This is a genomic window from Terrimonas alba (genome assembly GCF_042434975.1).
In the GTDB taxonomy this organism is placed as follows: domain Bacteria; phylum Bacteroidota; class Bacteroidia; order Chitinophagales; family Chitinophagaceae; genus Terrimonas_B; species Terrimonas_B alba.
Genome location: NZ_JBHMQM010000002.1, coordinates 626459 through 646088 on the forward strand (window position 1 = coordinate 626459; position 19630 = coordinate 646088).

The following is a 19630-nucleotide window of genomic DNA, read 5'->3' on the forward strand; positions in this document are numbered from 1 at the left end:
AAATTTTAAGACTCTATGCAACCGACATTGGTAATATTGGCAGCTGGGATGGCTTCAAGGTATGGAAGTATGAAACAGATACAAGGATTTGGACCGGGTGGCGAGACAATTATGGATTACTCAATTTTTGATGCAATCCGCTCAGGATTTGGCAAAGTTGTATTTATCATCCGTCGTGAATTTGCTGATGACTTTAAAGAAATATTTGAACCCAAATTAAAAGACCGTATCGCTATCGATTATGTGTACCAGGATATGGAAGCGTTTACAGAGGGATATGATTACCCGGCCGACCGCCAAAAGCCATGGGGAACTGCACATGCCGTATTATGTGCCAAGGATAAGATAAACGAACCGTTTGCCGTGATCAATGCCGATGATTTTTATGGTCATGATGCCTTTGTAAATGCCGCGGATTTTCTCGTAAATGATTGCAACGAAAAAAACTATGCAATCGTTGGGTATGACTTGTTGAAAACGCTTTCTGACTACGGTACAGTGAACAGGGGCGTCTGCAGCCTGGATGAAACTGGTCATCTTGCCGGTATAACCGAAAGAATCAATATTGGTAAGAAAGGAGATAAGATTACAGTGGATGACGGTTTGGAACCAAAGGAACTCTCGCTGGATACTAGAGTTTCGATGAACTTCTGGTGCTTCGATCCTTCTTTCTTTTCGTATACACAAAAACTGTTTCGTGAATTCTTGCAGCAATATGGCCAGGAATTAAAATCTGAATTTTTTATTCCGATTGTTGCTGACCAATTTATCAAAGAGGGTGGAAGGGTAGAGATTATTCCCACTACTTCCTCATGGTTTGGTGTGACCTATAAAGAAGATGCTCCGTTTGTTGAGAATAGCTTGAATAAGCTTATTAATGACGGAGAATATCCCCAGAGATTATGGGTTGAAAAATAATATCAACTGAATTCAAAAAGTAAAGCCATCCGCATTGCGAATGGCTTTGCTTTTTTATGAAAGAGAAGGACTTAGTTCACTTTAACCATAAAAACATAATCTTCTACTTTCTTCACCTGTTGTGTACGGTCCATGCCGGCCAGTGATGATTTTGAAGACAGCCTCACCCGTTGATAAGAAGTATCTTTTTTCAGGTCATTTAATGCTTTATGAATATGTTTTGCCTGCAAAGCGAAAACAACACCTTCAGCAGCAGTCTCTCTTGTACTTAATATACCAACGATTTCGCCCTGCTGGTTCAGCACCGGTCCGCCACTGTTACCAGGATTAGCCGGAATAGAGATCTGGCAGCTTAGCGTGTCACCATTAAAACCGGTTTTTGCACTCAGGTATCCCTCACCGTAAACAATTTCATCGCGGGGATAGCCTAATGTATAAATGGGTGATGCCAAATCGGTAGATGATTTGCTGATTGCATACGGCACTGAGGCGAACGCTTTAAAGGCTGTATCCTCAATTTTTAAGATCGCCAGGTCCTTCACTTCGTCGATCAATACAATCCTGGCATTAAAGCTGGCGCCTGACTTATTTTGAACCGCAATATTGCGGGCATTTCTTACAACATGGGCATTGGTAACCAATAAACCTTTACCATCAATTAAAAAACCCGATCCCCCTGATTTATATGTAATGGCAGGATCAACAGTGATCTGGTTTCTCAGGTTATTTACCGCATTCTTTTGCGAACGCTGCTCGGCTTTTACAATTTGGATATCACGGCTGAGATCCTCCACCAACTTCTTATTACTGGTAGCCGGCGAGAATGACCAAACCAGCGAACTAAAAGTAAGAGCTGTAACACCGGCAATTGATGCGGCAATGGCGGCTACCTTTTTGTACTTGTTCCACATGTACACCACTTTGGCTTTGCCTTTCAGTTTATCAGCGTTGATCTTACCCTGCTGGGCAAGGTCCGTATGTACATCATGCAAGGTGGAATGAAATTTCTTCCATTCACCAAAACGGTTCATTTGCTGCAAAAACAAAGTATGCTCAACTACTAATTGATCAATTTCACCATTTGTTTTGCGCAGATTTTCAAAATGTAATCGCTCATCCGGGTTCATTTCGCCACGGATATACCTTTCAACTGCGTCGAGAATCATTATTTCATTGTGCTCATTCATCACACACTCCCGTTTTTATAATGAGTAAAAAATATTTTCTTCAATCTCATCAGGCACTTATACTTCTGTGTCTTAGCATTTTCGGCATTGGTGTAGCCAAAGTTGGCTGCGATTTCCTGCATATTTCTTTTTTGCAGGTAAAAAGCCTCCAGCAGGCTTTTGCAAGGCTCCCCCAAACCGGAAATGGCTTTTTCCATCATTTCAAATTCGGCGTCGCGGCGGGCATGCCCCTCGATATCGTCTTCCACCTGTACCACTCCTTCTGCATTTCCTAACTCACCAGTATACCGGCTGGCCTGCTGTAATTTCTTGAGCCACAGGCGCCTTGCTACAGAATAGACATAGGTCTTGATCAAACAGTTTAGTTCAAAGGTGCCGGATCTTGCTTTTTCATAGAGTATGATCATGGCCTCCTGGAAAATATCTTTTGCATCGTCGGCCGAGCCGTTATTGTTGATTACCAGGGACTGAACCGTGCTATAATTCTCCTTGTAGATCGTTTCAACGGCCTTCTTATCGTTGCGGGCTAATCCTTGCAATAAAATTCGTTCGTTATTCTCTTGGTTCACTTATCCGTTATTTAATACTTTTTTTTAAAAATAGTAACCCTGCCCACCCCTAAAAAATTTATTTTAAAAACATGGGTTACCTTTTCCCGCTTGCGGTATAAACACTGAAATATTTCATAAAATAAAAATTAAAAAATCACAATGAAAAAGCTTTTTATCGTATTAGCAGTAGCTAGCCTTGGTTTTGTAGCTTGTAACAACGAAAGCAAAACTGAAGAAGTAAAAGACAGTTTGACTAACACAGTAGATTCTACTGCTACAGCTCAGAAAGATTCTGTAGAGGTAACTTCTGATTCTGTAAAATCTGCTATCGATTCTACAGCTTCTGCAGTGAAAGATTCTATCAAAAAATAAGAAATCCCTTACGGCAAGCAAATCGTTAGGTGGCCGTTCCGATTAACCGGAACGGCTTTTTTTTATCACGGATTAAAGGATTTTGAAGGATTTCGTGGAGTAAGGCAGACAACTTAATGGAGGCTGCCAGGGATAAATCATCTACCTTTGCGTCCCCTGTCCGTGAAAATCAATTTTAAATCGTTTAATCAGTGGTTACATTTGAATCATTAGGCATTGAAGAAGGCATTTTGCGTTCTATCACCGCCCTCGGCTTTACACAGCCAACCCCCATACAGGAAAAAGCCATTCCTGTTCTACTACAAGGCACAAAAGATTTTATTGGCCTGGCCCAGACAGGTACTGGCAAAACCGCTGCTTTTGGTTTGCCTTTATTACAACTTATTAATAAAGAAAATCGCTTTCCGCAGGCACTGATCGTTTGCCCGACACGGGAGCTTTGCCTCCAGATTGCAAGTGATCTTACAACGTTCAAAAAAAATGCAGGTCACATTTCCGTTACAGCGGTATACGGCGGTACTTCTATCTCGATGCAGATCCGGGATTTGAAGAAAGGAACCCAAATTGTGGTGGCCACACCCGGCCGTTTGATCGACCTGATTGAAAGAAAAGCGATCAATTTGGAACAGATCCATTACGTGGTATTGGATGAAGCAGATGAAATGCTCAACATGGGTTTTAAAGATGACATTGAGTTCATCTTAAAAAATACCCCCAACCGTCAAAGCACCTGGTTGTTCAGTGCTACCATGCCACCGGAGATCAGGCAGGTAAGCAAACGCTATATGGATCAACCTTTCGAGATTACCATTGGTAAGGTGAATGCAGGCAATGCCAATATTGATCACCAGTATTATGCAACACAGCATCACAACCGGTACGAGGTGTTAAAACGTATCATCGATTTCAATCCCGGTATATATGGTATCGTGTTTGCCCGCACCAAGGCCGATACGCAGGATATAACGGAGCGATTGACCAGAGAGGGCTATGATATAGATGCGATTCATGGTGACCTGACACAGCAACAGCGTGACAAAGTGATGGGTTTGTTCCGGGATAAAAGTATCCAGTTGCTTATTGCTACAGACGTAGCGGCTCGTGGTATTGATGTTACTGGTATTACCCATGTTATCAATTATGAATTACCGGATGATGTGGAAGTGTACACACATAGAAGCGGCCGTACTGGCCGTGCAGGAAAAAGTGGAGTCTCTGTTTCAATCGTAACGCCCAAGGAGATTTATCGCTTACGACAGATTGAAAGGCTGGTAAATACCCGTGTTCACAAAATGGACATACCGAGTGGTAAAGATGTTTGCCGCAAACAATTTTTTCATTTTATTGATAAGATGTTGCAGGCCGATATTAGTCATGGTGAATATGAAACCTACCTGCCTTTACTGAAAGAGAAATTTGAAAATGTAGAAAAGGAAGAGATCCTGCAACGGGTAGCTGCCCTGGAGTTTGATCGTTTCCTGAAATATTATGAAAACGCTGCTGACCTCAACATGCGTGATGAAAGACGAGCAACGGACAGAAGAACTGAAAGAGGTGAGAGAGCTCCGGCAAGAGAAAGAGATCGTGATACAAAAGGAAGAAGTTTTGGTGGTAACGGAAACTATCAACGACTGTTCGTAAACCTGGGAACAAAAGATGGTTTTTATAAAGCGAGTTTCCTGCAATTCATTTTGGATATGAGTGACCTGAAGAAAGAAGTGTTGGGACGTATCGATATGAAGGAAATGACCAGCTGGATTGAGATTGAACCTTCGGCAGGTAAGAAGATGATCAAGGCAATGGATGGTAAAAATTATCGCGGTCGTAAGATAAGAATGAATGATGCGAACACCGGTGGTGACAGAAGGAAAGGTAGAGATTGATGATCTACCGTTAACAATTCAAACGTTTGATCGGAAAAAATAAAAAAAATAATTGTTCAGAATTTTATGAGCGATTATATTTGTTGAAGCATGACAACAGCAAACACATTCTTCGGTTTTTATTTTAGCTTCTTTTATTTTAGAATGAAGCCGGGAATGCTTTTGTTGAAAACAAAATAGAACAACTAAAATCAACATAAAGAAATCCCGGCTCAAAGGCCGGGATTTTTTTTGGCCAGGCCCCTCTAAATCTCTCCGCCAGCTGGCGGAAGACTTAAGAGTCTGAAAATTGAAATGAAACCCTCTAAATCTCCCTAAAGGGAGACTTAAGAGTCTGAAAGTTGAAATGGTATTATTGATTTGAAAAATAAGATAATGAAAGAAGTGCAAGAATTATCAAATACTTCAAAAAGCGAGGAAAGTGCGGATGCAAGTTCCCCCTTTAGGGGGCGGAGGGGGCTTCCCATTTCCATACAGGGATACGAAGGCAGCTTTCACCAGGTCGCCGCCCGTCAATTTTTCGGTAAAAACGTAGAAGTGTTGCCGTGTGCCACTTTCAGGGACGTGATCAAAATTGCATCCAATAAAAAAGAAAGTGACGGTGGTGTAATGGCTATTGAGAACTCCATTGCCGGCAGTATCTTGCCCAATTACAACCTGTTGCAAAAAAGTAATTTGAAAATAACCGGCGAAGTATATCTCCACATCAGACAAAACCTGCTGGTGAATCCTGGTGTGAGGCTGGACGATATCCGGGAAGTGCATTCGCATACCATGGCCCTGCAACAGTGTTATGATTTTTTAGACAAATACAAATGGAAGCTGGTGGAGACTGATGATACGGCCTTAAGTGCCAAACATATTCACCAGCACAAAAGCAAACATATCGCAGCCATTGCCAGCAAACTTGCCGCGGAGTTATTTGAACTGGATGTGATCGCCCCGAATATCCATACGATGAAAAATAATTACACCAGGTTTTTGGTGTTGCAGCGGGAAGATGCGGCGCAACCAGTGGAAGGTGCAGACAAGGCTTCGGTAAATTTTCATACCGATCACTCGAGAGGTAGTCTTGCAAAAGTGCTGACGAAGATTGCAGAAGGCGGAATCAATTTAAGCAAGCTGCAAAGTTTTCCGATACCAGGTAGTGATTTTAAATACAGCTTTCATGCGGATATGGAATTTGATTCGGCAGCGCAATTTGAAAAAGTGATTGAGAGCCTGAAGCCACTGACGGAAGCATTGAAAATATATGGTGTTTATAAGAGAGGAAAAACTGTCTGAACCTTGATTTGGGTGGATTAATTGATTTGAAGGAGAGCCCCAAAAGGGCGGCATGTTAATAGGAAGAGAAAAAGTAATAATTGTATAAAGCTCCGGAGGAGCGGCATGTAAAAAGATATTTAAGAAGATATGCAAACCAGTAAACGATTAGAAGGAATTGGCGAATACTATTTTTCGCAAAAGCTGAGAGAAATTGACGAACTCAACAAGGCCGGGAAGAATATCATTAACCTTGGCATTGGCAGCCCCGATCTGCCACCACATCCGGAGGTTATCAAAGTATTACAGGAAGAAGCGGCAAAGCCAAATGTACATGCGTACCAGGGTTATAAAGGCTCGCCGGTGTTGAGAAAAGCGATAAGCGAATGGTATCAGCGGTGGTATAACGTGGAACTGAATCCTGATACCGAAGTATTGCCACTGATTGGTAGTAAAGAAGGCATCATGCATATCTGCATGACCTATCTCGACAAGGGTGATGAAGTATTGGTGCCTAATCCCGGTTATCCGACTTATACAAGTGCTGTAAAATTAGCGGGTGGTAAATGTGTTGATTATAAACTAAGAGAAAAAAATAGCTACGAGCCTGATTTCGACAAGCTGGATGAGAAGAGATTGAAAAAGGTGAAACTCATGTTTGTCAACTACCCGCAAATGCCAACCGGCCAGGCGTCTTCAAGAGAGTTGTTTGAGAAAATTATTGCTTTTGCCAAAAGACATAAGATACTTATTGTTCATGATAATCCTTATAGCTTCATTTTGAATGATAATCCATTGAGTTTATTAAGCATCGAGGGAGCTAAAGAATGGGTAATCGAATTAAACTCTTTAAGTAAAAGCCATAATATGGCGGGCTGGCGGGTAGGTATGCTTTGCGGTGCTAAAGAAAGGATTGAAGAAGTGCTCCGGTTCAAAAGCAATATGGATAGCGGGATGTTTTTACCGGTACAATTGGCAGCAGCAAAAGCACTTGCATTGGGCAAAGAGTGGCAGGATGAAGTGAATGCTATTTATCGGGAAAGAAGAGAGAAGGTTTTTGAATTGCTGGATCTATTACACTGCCAATACTCCCGTGGGCAGGTTGGTCTTTTCGTTTGGGCCGGTATTCCTAAAAAATATAAAGATGGTTATGAAGTAAGTGACGAAGTTTTATATAACAGCAATGTATTTATTACGCCGGGTGGAATTTTTGGTAGTGCCGGAGAAAAATATATCCGGGTAAGTTTGTGCGGTTCGATTGAAAGATTTGAAGAGGCGATTGAAAGAATCAAGAAAACCCTCTAAATCTCTCCGCCAGCTGGCGGAAGACTTTAGAGTCTGAAAGTTGGAATTATATTACTTGATTTGAAAAATAATTTAATGAAGGAGCGATCAAAGCAATCAGGGTCTTCGAAAAGCGAGGTTAGTGAAGTGGGCTCCTCCCCTTTGGGGAGGCTGGGTGGGGCCTTGGCTCGAAAAAGAATTTCGATAGTAGGTGTTGGACTGATCGGTGGATCATTGGCCATCCAGTTACATGAGAAGAAACTCTCGTCGAAGTTGATTGGCGTGGATGCAAATCCCGAACATGCAAGAAAGGCGGTTGAACTGGAACTGGTAGATGAAACAATGCCGCTGGATGAAGCAATCAGTGAATCGGATGTTATTGTGCTGGCGATACCGGTTGATAAACTGGTGGGACTATTGCCATCCATTATGGATAAGATTGACAGGCAAATTGTGATTGACCTGGGTTCTACCAAGCATCAATTGATTGAAGTAATAAAAGATCATCCCAAAAGGGGGAGATATGTAGCCACGCATCCTATGTGGGGTACCGAATACAGCGGTCCACAGGCAGCGGTGCGTGGCGCCTATGAAAATAAGGCAGTCATTATTTGTAACGCCGAGGAAAGTGACGTGGATGCGCTGGAATGGGTAAAAGGAATGTATAAGAAGATCGGGATGCATTTGCTGGAAATGGAAGCAAAAGCTCATGACCTGCATGCTGCCTATGTCAGTCATATTTCACATATCACCTCTTTTGCTTTGGCGAATACAGTATTGGAAAAGGAAAAAGAAGAGAATGCCATCTTTGAATTAGCCTCAGCTGGCTTTGAAAGTACGGTGCGACTGGCAAAAAGTAACCCCGCTATGTGGGTACCCATTTTTATGCAGAATAAGGAAAATGTGCTGGACGTACTGAATGAGCATATTGCACAGTTGACAAAGTTTAGGGATAGTATACAGAATGGGCAAGCAGAAGAGCTGAAAGGATTGATTGAACATGCAAACATGATCAGGAGGATAATAAAGTAAGTATGAACTTGGATTAATAGGTTTTTTGAGATGTGTGAGAAAGTTATGATCCCATTTATCTTTTAATCTAATAAATCCCGGTTCTGACAATTGTTGAATACCGAACCGAACCTTGAAGAGTGCGACGCAACAGCCGACCTGCCTGCCGGCAGGCAGGTGCTATGAAAAACAATAGTTCGGCCACGCTCACTACTAGTAACATAAAACATAAAATTAAAAATGCTTCACACAAATGGAGCTTAACTTTACAAACCAATATAAAAGTATGCAGACAACAGAACAACCAACAAATGAAACCGTGCAGAAGGCATGGGGCAAACGGCCACTGATCATCAGCGGACCGTGCAGTGCAGAGACAGAGGCACAGGTGCTGGAAACAGCGCAGCGTTTAGCCGCAACAGGCAAAGTGGATATGCTTCGTGCAGGCATCTGGAAACCCCGTACCAAACCCGGTTTGTTTGAAGGTATTGGCGCCAAAGGTTTGCCATGGCTGCAGCAGGCAAAAAAGCTGACTGGTCTTCCAACAACAGTTGAAGTGGCAACCGGTAAGCAAGTGCAGGATGCACTGACTTTTGATGTGGATGTATTGTGGATCGGTGCAAGAACAACCGTAAACCCATTCAGTGTGCAGGAAGTAGCCGATGCTTTGCGTGGTGTGGATGTACCGGTGCTCATTAAAAATCCGATCAATCCTGATTTGGAGTTATGGAGTGGCGCCGTTGAACGTGTTGCACGAGCCGGCATCAAACAAATTGGTTTGATCCATCGGGGGTTCTCTTCTTATGGAAATACAGAATATCGCAATGCGCCGATGTGGCATTTGGCTATCGAAATGAAACGTCGTAATCCCGGTATGCCGATCATCAATGACCCTTCACATATCTGCGGCCGTCGTGATATTTTATTGGATGTGTCACAACGTGCAATAGATCTTGACTTTGATGGGTTGATGATTGAAAGCCACATTGATCCGGACAATGCCTGGAGCGATGCCAAGCAACAAATAACGCCCGAGCAATTGAAAGAAATGCTGGATACCATCATCTGGAGAAAAGAAGATATTAATTCAGATGAGTTTCATGCCGCGTTAGAAAAATTGCGCCAGCAGATCAATCATCTCGATGATGAGTTGATGCAATTGTTGGGTCAACGTATGAAGATCGCTGATAAGATCGGTCAATATAAAAAGGATAACAACATTACGATCCTGCAAACCAACCGCTGGAACGAGATACTCGAAAGAGCATCCCAAAAAGGAGAGAAGATAGGATTGAGCAAGGAGTTTATCGTGAAATATTTTGATGCGGTGCACATGGAAAGTATCAATCACCAGAAAAAGGTGTTGGATAGTTAAGCACCCCCTGTCCCGTCCTGAGCATAGTCGAAGGAAAGGGGAGACTTAGGTCGTGTATCCATTTTATTGTTGACGGTGTATTAAAGGAATAGGTTTTCTATTTTTTTATCAGCAATTGTGCTATTGTCAACTTCCGTTGCGTCGCACTCTTGTACGTTCAGTAATTCTATTGAGCAAAGTTGAAATATTATTAATGAGTAAAGGTTCCAATAACATTTCGCCGATTGGCGGAGATGGAGTTACATACAAGTTTGGCAGTTCATCTACGGCTTTCTTTTTCGCTGCTGGCTTCAGTCAGCTCAAAAAGATTACTGATCCCAAGGCAACGATACTGATCACGGATCAAAATCTTTTTGATGCTCATGCAAAAAGATTCAAGGGCTGGAAAACGATTGTGCTAAAACCGGGGGAGGAATTTAAAGTGCAGTCAACGGTTGATACAATCATTCAACAGTTGATTGACATGGAGGCGGACCGCAAAACAACCCTGGTTGGAATAGGTGGTGGTGTCATCACCGATATTACAGGATATGTTGCATCTGTCTATATGCGGGGATTGAGGGTTGGATTTATACCAACATCTCTTCTGGCATTGGTAGATGCATCCATCGGGGGTAAAAATGGAATTGATGTCGGCGTGTATAAAAATATGGTAGGTGTTATTCGCCAGCCTTCTTTTATCCTGCACGACATGATTTTTCTAAATACCCTGCCGCAGCGGGAGTGGGAAAATGGTTTTGCAGAAATCATCAAACATGCATGCATAAAAGATGCGGTCATGTTCCGTGACCTGGAAATGAATTCTTTGCTCACCTATCAAAAAAGAAAAGCCGCTATCTGTAACCTCGTGCAACGAAATGCTATGATCAAAGCCAAAGTGGTGCAGAAAGATGAGTTTGAAAAAAATGAAAGGAGGCTATTGAATTTCGGGCATACGCTCGGTCATGCATTGGAAAATCAGTATGACCTGATGCACGGCCAGGCAGTATCGATAGGAATGACCTATGCCTGTCATATTTCAGAACAACTCACGGGGTTTAAGCAAACCGATCAGGTCGTAAGAGTGCTGGATCAATATGGTTTGCCCACTTATATGTCTTTTGACAAACAAAAAGTGTTTGACGTGTTGAAAATGGATAAGAAGAGAGAAAGAAAAGAAATGAATTACGTGTTGTTAGAAAAGATCGGGAAGGGTGTGGTTAAATCCATTCCGTTAACACAATTAGAAAAAATTATTTCAAAATTTTAGATTACTCATCGCCATAGGCGAATCAGATCATGAAAGTAACAATACAATCATCGCAGTTGAAAGGCAATATCCAGGCGCCGGCTTCGAAAAGTTCGATGCAGCGGGCTTGTGCGGCTGCTTTATTGGCGAAAGGTGAAACAATTATTCAGAACCCGGGTCGCAGTAATGATGATAAAGCTGCCTTGGGTATCATACAGTCATTAGGTGCTACTACGGAATTAATCGACCAGGATTGGCACGTCAAAAGCAATGGCATTGATCCCGTTGCAGGAAAGGTAAACTGTGGTGAAAGCGGGCTAAGCATCAGGATGTTTGCTTCTATCACTGCATTAAGTAAGGACGAGATCACCATCACCGGTGAAGGAAGTCTATTGACCAGGCCGATGGATTTTTTTGACCAGGTATTTCCGCTGCTAAAAGTCAATATCCAAAGCAATGATGGCAAATTACCTTTAGTAGTGCAGGGGCCATTGCAACCGGCAACTATTGAAGTAGATGGTTCTTTGAGCTCACAGTTTCTTACAGGCTTATTGATGGCTTATTCCTATGCTGATGCAAAAGATGTTTCTTTGAAAGTAACCAACTTAAAAAGTAAACCCTATATCGACCTGACATTGGATGTGATGAAACAGTTTGGAATGAAGATGCCGGAGAACAGGAATTACGAAGAGTTTTACTTTGGAAACGAAGATCATCAACAGCCATCTGAAACACGCAACTATACTGTTGAGGGAGATTGGAGTGGCGGTGCTTTCCTGTTAGTAGCAGGTGCCATTGCAGGTCCTATCACAGTAAGAGGACTGGATATTACTTCCACACAAGCGGACAAAGCTATTGTGGATGCATTAATGAAAGCCAATGCCGGTATAGCTATTGAAGCAAAAGGCATACAACTCACGCCGGCAGCCATGACGGGCTTTGATTTTGATGCTACTGATTGCCCTGACCTGTTTCCGCCGTTAGTTGCCCTGGCTGCTTATTGCAAAGGAAAAACGACCATTAAAGGAGTAAGCCGTTTAGCACATAAAGAAAGTAACCGCGGATTGACACTGCAGGAAGAATTTGGAAAGATGGGAATAAAAATTGAATTGAACGGAGATATTATGATCGTTCACGGATCCAATAAAGTGAGAGGAGCAAGAGTACATTCAAGACACGATCACCGGATTGCTATGGCCTGTGCTGTTGCCGCGTTGCGGGCCGAGGGTAAAGTGATCATTGATGAAGCGATGGCCGTAAAGAAATCATATCCTGATTTTTACAGCGATCTTAAAGCATTGGGTGCATCGCTATCTTTACCCTACCAAGTTTTGAACCAGTAAAACAGACAACATTGAACTCATTTGGCCGCATATTTCGTGTACATATTTTTGGCGAGTCGCATGGCGAATCAGTAGGTATTGTTATTGATGGCTGTCCCGCCGGCCTTGCCCTATCGGAAGAGGATCTGTTAGCAGATCTTGAAAGAAGGAAAGGAGGGAAGCAAAAAGGAACAACACCCAGGCAGGAAGCCGACTATCCCTTTTTTAAAAGTGGATTGTTTAATGGAAAAACAACCGGCGCTCCGATTACGATATTGTTTGAAAATAACAATACCCGCAGCGGTGATTATGAAAAACAAAGAAGTTTTCCCCGGCCCGGTCACGCAGATTGGGTAGCCCATCAAAAATACGGTGGCAACGAGGATTACCGCGGCGGCGGGCATTTCAGTGCCAGGTTAACAACAGGGCTGGTTGCAGCAGGCGCTATTGCGAAAAAATTATTGGGATCAGGCATAAATATAGCATCAACGGTCATTGAGATCGGTGGCGAAACAGATTTAGAAAAAGGGCTGCAAAAAGCTATCGACGCCAAAGATTCAGTGGGCGGTTTAGTGGAATGTCGTGTTACCGGGTTACCTGTTGGCTTAGGTGAACCGTTTTTTGATTCGGTAGAATCTCAAATTGCCCATATCGCTTTTGCGATCCCCGCCGTAAAAGGAATTGAATTCGGCGCTGGCTTTGCTGCGGCAAAAATGTTTGGTTCGCAGCACAATGATTCGATTGAAAATATGGAGGGCAAAACGCGAACCAATCATGCGGGTGGTATTGTCGGTGGCATCAGCAATGGCAACGAGTTAGTGTTTCGCATTGCCATCAAGCCGACAGCCTCGACACCTAAACAGCAAAACAGTTTGAATTGGGATACCGGTAAAGTGGAAGATTTTTCTATCAAAGGCCGTCACGATCTTTGTGTAGCACTCAGGGCACCTGTCATATTGGAAGCTGCCACGGCAATTGCTTTGGTTGACTTAATTTTATTGGAACAACAGGTTAAGAGAGTAATATTGTAAGAAAGGAATAACGATTATGCCAATCATTTATCATGTCACCACTGCTGCCGAATGGAATGCAGCCAAACAGAAAGGTTTCTATGAGGCACCATCCCTGAAAGAAGAAGGTTTTATTCATTGTTCACAGGAGCACCAGGTGGCCGGCGTTTTGGAAAGATATTTTGCCGATAAAACCGGCCTGGTAAAACTGGTTATCGATACCGATAAACTCACCAGCCGCTTTGTATTTGACTGGTCTCCGTCTACCAAAGACACTTTTCCTCATGTATATGGTCCCATAAACCAGGAGGCTGTCACGGATATAATAGCCATTTAAACATATGCACGGATACCTTGTAAACGCATCTATTCAAATTGTTCCATCGTTTTAGATAAACGCCCTTATGAATGGGTCGATGAAGCCATTGCCATTATTCAGCACTCCGGCATTCGTCACGAAGTGGGTCCTTTTGCCACTGTATTGGAAGGGACTTATGATGAGGTCACGCAAGTCATTCATGCGATAAACGAATTTCTTTATAGCAAAGGCTGTGCTGAGTGGATCAGTAATGTACAGTTGCAGATCAGGAGCGGCCGAAGTATAACTGCGAATGAAAAAACGGACAAATTCCGCTAAACTTACGGTGGACAAAACCCTTTTAATAAATTTTTTCACGGCTTTTCTTTTTTGTTCTGTTTATTAACAGCATCTTAGAAAAATAACAAACAGGCAACCCACAAATACTGGCAGGATTGCTTAATTTGTTATGAATATGTGTTGATGGGATTAAAGTCGTATAATAAGATCACCACCACATCCTGGATTTAGCATGGTTAAAAAAGTATTGTTGTACTCTCTTTTTTTGTGTTCATTTTTTTGTTGCATAGTTATAGCATGCAATAATGACAAGCGTCCCCCTGTAACTGAGATTGCAAAAACACCGGAAGAACTGGAAAAGAAGATACCGGACATTATCCAAAGCTCGCTGGCCTTTGCATTATCCAATAATGGAAAGATCGATGACAGCATCCGGTTGGCCTATACGCCGCAGGTGCAACTGGTGTATGAAAAAAGAAATTTTGCTTCTGTATGGAGTAGTAAGGAAAGCTGGGAACCGCTGGCCGATTCAATGTTTCGGTTTATAAGGGATGCAAAATTGTTTGGCTTATTCCCGCAGGATTACCATCATAACGATTTGGATTCATTGAATAAAAAATTGCTGACGGATACGCTGGCAAAAAAAGACGTGGTGCTTTGGGCAAAGGCTGACCTGATGCTGTCGGATGCGTTCATTCACATCATCAAAGATTTAAAATTGGGGCGGTTGCCGAAGGACAGCATGACGCAGAGAAAAGACACGACATTGATCGATGAATTCTACCTGCAACAATTTGAGCAAGCTCAACAGAGCAGATCAATCACCAATATCTTTCATGCACTGGAACCGGCTCATGAAGGTTATGTCAATTTGAAGGAAGGAATTAAGCGCTTCCTGGACAGCGCCGATAACCGGGTTTACACCATTGTTCCATCACCAAAAAAAGATTCAATTAACTACCCCGTGCTACTGCAGCGCCGGTTGTATGAGGGCGGCTTTATCGCTTATGATAGTATTAAGGCTGATTCAGCAAGCTTAGCTGACGCGGTTAAAAAATTTCAGCGCAGTAAAAAAATAACAGTCGACGGAAAAGCCGGCGAGGGTACTTTGCGGCTGCTAAATGAATCGGACAGGGATAAGTTTATTCGTATCGCCATTACACTTGACCGGTATAAAAAGTTGCCGGAAAAAATGCCTGAGCGGTATCTATGGGTGAACCTGCCTGCTTTTAATTTGAAGTTGATAGAAAATGATACAGTATTGATTTCATCGAAGATCATTTGCGGAAAAAATATTACCCGCACCCCATTACTCACCAGTGCCATTTCAGATATGATCACCTATCCGCAATGGACCATACCTACCAGCATCATTGTTAAAGAAATATTGCCTGGCTTAAAAAAAGATACGAATTACCTGGCCCGCAAAGGTTATACACTGATCGATAACAATGGCGATATTATTAATCCTGGTGATGTCAATTGGTCAAAATACAGTAAAGGCATTCCATACAAAGTGGTGCAGGGTAGTGGTGATGAAAATGCTTTAGGCATTTTAAAATTCAATTTTCCCAATAAGTATGCCGTGTACCTGCACGATACCAACCAGCGATATTTATTCAGTCGTGAAATGCGATCATTAAGTCATGGTTGCGTAAGAGTACAGGAATGGGAAGAGCTGGCTTACTATATTGTTCGCTATGATTATAAGGATCTGTATTTCGACGAGCCTTCACCAACTGAGGATTCATTGACAGCCTGGCTGGAGCGGAAGGAAAAACATGTGATCCCTGTAAAGAACCGTCTGCCGCTTTATATTCGTTACTTTACCTGTGAAGGCAAAGAAGGGAGGCTGGTATTTTATGATGATATTTATGGTGAAGACAAGGCATTGCAGGCAAAATATTTTGCAGGAAAGTAAGTGAGAACACAACCTGCTTTAGTGATTTTGATTCTCTGTTTCTATCGCACTTTCAAACTTCACAATTGTTTTTCTTGTAATATTTACGCGGTTTGTAAGGGTAATATTTTTTTCAACAAATAAAACAGACCCGCTATTTTTGTTTAGTTTAAAAACAAAACCCTCTGCTTATGAAGAAGATATTTGCCGTTTTATTGGTGCTGTCCTTAACAGGTCCTGCAGGTTTTTCGCAGGATGATGAAATAAGGCCCGCAGCAATTGGAGTAAGTTTTCTGTTAAATGATTTTAAGACTGCTGACCGTATCCGTTCTACCTCCCTCTCAAGTGTTTTGAATAAAGGTAACTGGGCAAAGTTGAAAGATATGTCGCCCGGCATTGCTATCAGTTATTTTAAAGGATTGAGAAGATTAATGGATTTTTCAGGTACACTTGCCGGTACATTTCCAAGTTTTAATCTTCCTAACCGCACAGCTACTTCCGGCGATCGTTTTTTACTGGAAGCAGATGCCGCTTTAAATTTCAAACTCGTTTCCGAAAAATATTGGGTGCAACCTTATGCTATAGCAGGCATTGGTGCGCAAATGTATGGCGGTACCTATTTTGGAGCATTTGTACCATTAGGTCTTGGAATAAAATTAAACTTGTTTGACGACGCACATATATTTGCTACGTCTCAATACAGGGTTCCCGTTACGACAGAAACTGCCGTGCACCATTTCTTCAATCAAATTGGTATTGCCGGCAGAATTGGTAAAAAGAAAGAACCAGCATTAAAACCGTTGCCACCGGCTCCACCTGCAGATACCGACAAGGATGGAATTAGTGACAGTCTTGATAAATGTCCCACAGTGCCCGGTCTGGAGAAATATGAAGGCTGCCCTGTTCCTGATAGTGATAAGGATGGCATCAATGATGAAGAAGATAAATGCCCTGAGGCGGCCGGTCTTGCCCGTTACCAGGGATGCCCGATTCCCGATACAGATAAAGATGGCATCAATGATGAGGAAGATAAATGTCCCGCTGAAGCCGGCCCTGCCAGCAACCAGGGATGTCCGTTTGTAGATACAGATGGTGATGGCATTCCTGATCCGGAAGATAAATGTCCTAGCCTGGCAGGTACAAAAGAAAACCAGGGCTGCCCGGAAGTGAAAGAAGAAGTGGTGAAAAAAGTAAACTATGCTGCACAGAATATTTATTTCGCAACGGGTAAATCTACTTTGCTAAGCAAATCATTTAAGGGATTAAATGAAGTGGCACAGATCATGAAAGAAAATACTGATCTGAAACTGGCAATAGACGGACATACCGATGATGTAGGTAACGATGCATTTAACCAAAAGCTTAGTGAAAACCGGGCCGCTGCAGTAAAGGCCTACCTGGTTAAAAAAGGTGTAGATGAAAGCAGGCTTGAATCAGTTGGTCATGGCGAAACAGAGCCGGTAGCAGATAATAAAACAGCAGCGGGTCGTCAAAAGAACCGTCGGGTAGAATTAAAATTGAACTACTTCTAAAGTAAGAACACAATAAAAAAAGACTGTCTCAAAAGGCAGTCTTTTTTTATTGCACTAGTTGTCATCCGCATCCTGTATCCCGTTCATTCATTCCGCGATAAACCATTTTCCTTCATCATCCTTTGCATATCCAAGTCCATTGCTCATCACATGTACTTCCCGTCCCCATTTTTTACTGAAGTGATTATTTTTTTCGTATACCCTGATGCCGTTGTTTTCCCGGGTAAGGTAGATGATTAATGCGGAAAGAGCAGGTGACACATCATGTAACCATTGCTCTTCACTTTCTTTTACAAATGCCTGGCTCATTGTATATGGTTTTTATTTGTTGAAGTCAATCATCATTCTTTTACTTCTTCCCTACCTTCAAAAGCGTTGGCCGAGCCATTCGATTTTTCCTCACTGGTTTGTTTTTTCTTATTCTTTTGGTCCATCTTTTCGCCGTCTTTTACATCCACTGCGGCTGTTTTCTTCTGCTCTTTTGTTTTGGGGTTGATCAATTCTTCTTTTGCCGGTGCATGCGGGTAACCCACAAAATCCTGGTCTATCCTTTTATCCGGGAGGGTTTGTATGGTGCCAGCTTTTATGGGGCTGTTTGCTTTCATGGTCGCTTTTTGTTGCAGATAATTGCGAAGCCGTTTATTTTTCATACTTCAAATTATTTTATTAAGGAGTCCGGTAGCCTTTACCGAAAGCTCTTCCTTTTTAAATATATAATTGTATGCCAAATTAACTTTACGAGAGAGCAAAACGGATAGCGGCAGCCGAATGTATTTTTGTAGTATCGAACAGCGGTATTTTACAGTCGCTTTGTTTGACCAGGATCGGAATTTCTGTGCAGCCAAGAATAATTCCCTGTGCTCCCTGCCCAGCCAGTTTCCCGATGATCGCCAGGAATTTTTCTTTAGTGGCGGGTAAAAAAATCCCCTTCCCCATTTCTGAATAAATCGCAGTGTTGATAAACTCAATATCTTCCACTCCGGGTATGATGGTCATAATGCCCTGGTCTGCCAGTTTGTTTTTATAAAAATCAAATTGCATCGTGTATTTCGTACCGATCAATGCTACTGTCTGTAATTGCTGCTGTTTTATTTCTTTCGCCGTTTCCGCTGCAATATTGATCAACGGGATGCTGATCGATCGCTGAATATCATCAGCTATCTTGTGCATGGTGTTGGCGCCGAGTAACAAACAATCAGCGCCGGCAGCTTGCAGGTTTTGCGCAATCGTCGTCATTAGCTTTTCTATTTCGTCCCAGCGTCCTTGTTCTGTCAATTGTTTTATTTCTTCAAAATTGACGGAGTATAAAATGATTTTTGCGGATGATACACCACCCAGTTTTTCATTAGTCAGTTCATTCAGCATGCGGTAATAGTCGATAGTAGAAAGCCAGCTTAATCCGCCAATAAGACCGATTGTTTTCATTTAATAATTGTTTCGATAAAGATAGATGAATTGATTTCGATCGAAGCCGATCTGGTAGTCGATGGCTAATTCTTATTTTGAGGTGCCAGGGTAAATTTCCATTGACTTGGCCAATATCGAACTTGTTCTCTTTGCGTATTTTTCTTGGCGTCCTTTGCGGTAAAAGAAGATCTAACCGCAAAGCAACACAAAGCCCTGCCTGTCGGCAGACAGGTTTTTCGCAAAGTCCACTAAGGAATTATAGACCATTTTCCTTCTTTAGCCCAGTCGGTAAATAAATTTTTGGTATACAAGGCATGTAATTATTTTGCCGACATGTACAGCAGGCACGAAGCATCTCAGCTACGGAAAAATTTCTGGACAAGCTTTGGGCAATACATGCGTCCCTTGCCCAATGCGGAAGGAGAAACGGTAAACTGGTTGAATTATAAAACCGGCGTCAGGCATCTTTATTTCAGAATGGATGCTGATAATAAACGGGCCAGTATTGCTATCGAGATGCGTCATCCTGAACTTTCATTGCAACAAGAATATTTTGAAAAATTTGTTGCATTGAAAAATATATTTCACGATACGCTGCGGGAAGAATGGGAGTGGAAACTACACGGAACGGACGAAGATGGGAAACCGGTGTCCCGCATCAGTAAAACAATCAATGGCGTCAATATTTTTAATAATGCTGATTGGCCGGCTATCATTTCTTTCTTAAAACCACGGATATTGGCGCTCGATAATTTCTGGAGCCTGGTAAAAGAAGGATTTCTGTGAACC

20 protein-coding genes are annotated in these 19630 nt (G+C 42.3%); 15 read left to right on the top strand and 5 right to left on the bottom strand.

Going from position 1 to position 19630, the window contains the following annotated elements:
* Positions 1 to 15: 15 nt before the first annotated feature.
* Positions 16 to 918, top strand: a complete 903-nt coding sequence (locus ACFEL9_RS07530) for a nucleotidyltransferase family protein (RefSeq protein WP_385887870.1) — start codon at positions 16 to 18, stop codon at positions 916 to 918.
* A gap of 71 nt (positions 919 to 989) precedes the next feature.
* Here ACFEL9_RS07530 and ACFEL9_RS07535 read toward each other — a convergent pair whose 3' ends face one another.
* Both ACFEL9_RS07535 and ACFEL9_RS07540 read right to left on the bottom strand, forming a co-directional pair.
* A complete protein-coding gene (locus tag ACFEL9_RS07535) occupies positions 990 to 2105 on the bottom strand; it encodes a S1C family serine protease (RefSeq protein ID WP_385887873.1) in 1116 nt (371 codons plus the stop codon).
* Positions 2105 to 2674 (bottom strand): RNA polymerase sigma factor, encoded by a 570-nt coding sequence (locus ACFEL9_RS07540; RefSeq protein ID WP_385887876.1) that lies wholly within the window; start codon positions 2672 to 2674, stop codon positions 2105 to 2107. Before ACFEL9_RS07540 ends, ACFEL9_RS07535 begins: the two co-directional genes overlap by 1 nt.
* A gap of 141 nt (positions 2675 to 2815) precedes the next feature.
* Between ACFEL9_RS07540 and ACFEL9_RS07545 the strand changes: the two genes are divergently transcribed.
* The 13 genes from ACFEL9_RS07545 to ACFEL9_RS07605 all read left to right on the top strand — a co-directional run bounded on the left by ACFEL9_RS07545 (position 2816) and on the right by ACFEL9_RS07605 (position 17434).
* Positions 2816 to 3028 (top strand): hypothetical protein, encoded by a 213-nt coding sequence (locus tag ACFEL9_RS07545; protein WP_385887879.1) that lies wholly within the window; start codon positions 2816 to 2818, stop codon positions 3026 to 3028.
* Between the two features lie 191 nt (positions 3029 to 3219).
* Positions 3220 to 4911, top strand: a complete 1692-nt coding sequence (locus tag ACFEL9_RS07550) for a DEAD/DEAH box helicase (RefSeq protein ID WP_385887882.1) — start codon at positions 3220 to 3222, stop codon at positions 4909 to 4911.
* Positions 4912 to 5286: 375 nt separating this feature from the next.
* Entirely contained in the window at positions 5287 to 6195 is a 909-nt protein-coding gene (locus tag ACFEL9_RS07555; protein ID WP_385887885.1) for a prephenate dehydratase, read from the top strand.
* A gap of 129 nt (positions 6196 to 6324) precedes the next feature.
* Positions 6325 to 7479 carry a pyridoxal phosphate-dependent aminotransferase gene (locus tag ACFEL9_RS07560; RefSeq protein ID WP_385887888.1) on the top strand — a complete coding sequence of 385 codons (1155 nt, stop codon included), beginning with the start codon at positions 6325 to 6327 and terminating at the stop codon, positions 7477 to 7479.
* Positions 7480 to 7554: 75 nt separating this feature from the next.
* Positions 7555 to 8490, top strand: a complete 936-nt coding sequence (locus tag ACFEL9_RS07565; RefSeq protein WP_385887890.1) for a prephenate dehydrogenase — start codon at positions 7555 to 7557, stop codon at positions 8488 to 8490.
* A gap of 265 nt (positions 8491 to 8755) precedes the next feature.
* The gene (locus ACFEL9_RS07570) at positions 8756 to 9844 is read left to right on the top strand and encodes a chorismate mutase (RefSeq protein WP_385887892.1); all 1089 of its coding nucleotides are present in this window, start codon (positions 8756 to 8758) and stop codon (positions 9842 to 9844) included.
* Positions 9845 to 10037: 193 nt separating this feature from the next.
* Complete coding sequence (aroB, locus tag ACFEL9_RS07575) at positions 10038 to 11093, top strand: 3-dehydroquinate synthase (protein WP_385887894.1); 1056 nt, start codon at positions 10038 to 10040, stop codon at positions 11091 to 11093.
* A 29-nt stretch (positions 11094 to 11122) separates the two neighbouring features.
* Positions 11123 to 12415 carry a 3-phosphoshikimate 1-carboxyvinyltransferase gene (gene aroA / locus ACFEL9_RS07580; RefSeq protein WP_385887897.1) on the top strand — a complete coding sequence of 431 codons (1293 nt, stop codon included), beginning with the start codon at positions 11123 to 11125 and terminating at the stop codon, positions 12413 to 12415.
* A gap of 11 nt (positions 12416 to 12426) precedes the next feature.
* Complete coding sequence (locus tag ACFEL9_RS07585) at positions 12427 to 13425, top strand: chorismate synthase (protein ID WP_385887900.1); 999 nt, start codon at positions 12427 to 12429, stop codon at positions 13423 to 13425.
* Between the two features lie 16 nt (positions 13426 to 13441).
* Complete coding sequence (locus ACFEL9_RS07590; protein WP_385887902.1) at positions 13442 to 13741, top strand: DUF952 domain-containing protein; 300 nt, start codon at positions 13442 to 13444, stop codon at positions 13739 to 13741.
* Positions 13742 to 13852: 111 nt separating this feature from the next.
* Positions 13853 to 14041: a thiamine-binding protein gene (locus ACFEL9_RS07595; protein WP_385888623.1), complete on the top strand. Its 189-nt coding sequence runs from the start codon at positions 13853 to 13855 to the stop codon at positions 14039 to 14041.
* 193 nt (positions 14042 to 14234) lie between these two features.
* Positions 14235 to 15923, top strand: a complete 1689-nt coding sequence (locus ACFEL9_RS07600) for a L,D-transpeptidase family protein (protein WP_385887905.1) — start codon at positions 14235 to 14237, stop codon at positions 15921 to 15923.
* Between the two features lie 170 nt (positions 15924 to 16093).
* Positions 16094 to 17434, top strand: coding sequence for an OmpA family protein (locus ACFEL9_RS07605; protein ID WP_385887908.1), 1341 nt, complete (start codon positions 16094 to 16096; stop codon positions 17432 to 17434).
* 87 nt (positions 17435 to 17521) lie between these two features.
* Here the strand turns inward: ACFEL9_RS07605 and ACFEL9_RS07610 are convergent, their stop codons facing one another.
* The 3 genes from ACFEL9_RS07610 to ACFEL9_RS07620 form a co-directional block, all read right to left on the bottom strand.
* Positions 17522 to 17743, bottom strand: coding sequence for a hypothetical protein (locus tag ACFEL9_RS07610; protein WP_385887911.1), 222 nt, complete (start codon positions 17741 to 17743; stop codon positions 17522 to 17524).
* 32 nt (positions 17744 to 17775) lie between these two features.
* Entirely contained in the window at positions 17776 to 18084 is a 309-nt protein-coding gene (locus ACFEL9_RS07615) for a hypothetical protein (RefSeq protein WP_385887914.1), read from the bottom strand.
* An 85-nt stretch (positions 18085 to 18169) separates the two neighbouring features.
* Positions 18170 to 18859, bottom strand: a complete 690-nt coding sequence (locus tag ACFEL9_RS07620) for an aspartate/glutamate racemase family protein (protein WP_385887916.1) — start codon at positions 18857 to 18859, stop codon at positions 18170 to 18172.
* Between the two features lie 315 nt (positions 18860 to 19174).
* Between ACFEL9_RS07620 and ACFEL9_RS07625 the strand changes: the two genes are divergently transcribed.
* Positions 19175 to 19627, top strand: coding sequence for a DUF4268 domain-containing protein (locus ACFEL9_RS07625; RefSeq protein WP_385887919.1), 453 nt, complete (start codon positions 19175 to 19177; stop codon positions 19625 to 19627).
* Positions 19628 to 19630 lie beyond the last annotated feature (3 nt).

Excerpts from the sequence above, each read along its gene's own strand:
- ACFEL9_RS07530 (WP_385887870.1), top strand. The coding sequence starts at position 16 with ATGCAACCGACATTGGTAATATTGGCAGCTGGGATGGCTTCAAGGTAT.
- ACFEL9_RS07535 (WP_385887873.1), bottom strand. The coding sequence starts at position 2,105 with ATGAATGAGCACAATGAAATAATGATTCTCGACGCAGTTGAAAGGTAT.
- ACFEL9_RS07545 (WP_385887879.1), top strand. The coding sequence starts at position 2,816 with ATGAAAAAGCTTTTTATCGTATTAGCAGTAGCTAGCCTTGGTTTTGTA.
- ACFEL9_RS07555 (WP_385887885.1), top strand. The coding sequence starts at position 5,287 with ATGAAAGAAGTGCAAGAATTATCAAATACTTCAAAAAGCGAGGAAAGT.
- ACFEL9_RS07560 (WP_385887888.1), top strand. The coding sequence starts at position 6,325 with ATGCAAACCAGTAAACGATTAGAAGGAATTGGCGAATACTATTTTTCG.
- ACFEL9_RS07565 (WP_385887890.1), top strand. The coding sequence starts at position 7,555 with ATGAAGGAGCGATCAAAGCAATCAGGGTCTTCGAAAAGCGAGGTTAGT.
- ACFEL9_RS07570 (WP_385887892.1), top strand. The coding sequence starts at position 8,756 with ATGCAGACAACAGAACAACCAACAAATGAAACCGTGCAGAAGGCATGG.
- aroB (WP_385887894.1), top strand. The coding sequence starts at position 10,038 with ATGAGTAAAGGTTCCAATAACATTTCGCCGATTGGCGGAGATGGAGTT.
- aroA (WP_385887897.1), top strand. The coding sequence starts at position 11,123 with ATGAAAGTAACAATACAATCATCGCAGTTGAAAGGCAATATCCAGGCG.
- ACFEL9_RS07590 (WP_385887902.1), top strand. The coding sequence starts at position 13,442 with ATGCCAATCATTTATCATGTCACCACTGCTGCCGAATGGAATGCAGCC.
- ACFEL9_RS07600 (WP_385887905.1), top strand. The coding sequence starts at position 14,235 with ATGGTTAAAAAAGTATTGTTGTACTCTCTTTTTTTGTGTTCATTTTTT.
- ACFEL9_RS07605 (WP_385887908.1), top strand. The coding sequence starts at position 16,094 with ATGAAGAAGATATTTGCCGTTTTATTGGTGCTGTCCTTAACAGGTCCT.
- ACFEL9_RS07610 (WP_385887911.1), bottom strand. The coding sequence starts at position 17,743 with ATGAGCCAGGCATTTGTAAAAGAAAGTGAAGAGCAATGGTTACATGAT.
- ACFEL9_RS07615 (WP_385887914.1), bottom strand. The coding sequence starts at position 18,084 with ATGAAAAATAAACGGCTTCGCAATTATCTGCAACAAAAAGCGACCATG.
- ACFEL9_RS07620 (WP_385887916.1), bottom strand. The coding sequence starts at position 18,859 with ATGAAAACAATCGGTCTTATTGGCGGATTAAGCTGGCTTTCTACTATC.
- ACFEL9_RS07625 (WP_385887919.1), top strand. The coding sequence starts at position 19,175 with ATGTACAGCAGGCACGAAGCATCTCAGCTACGGAAAAATTTCTGGACA.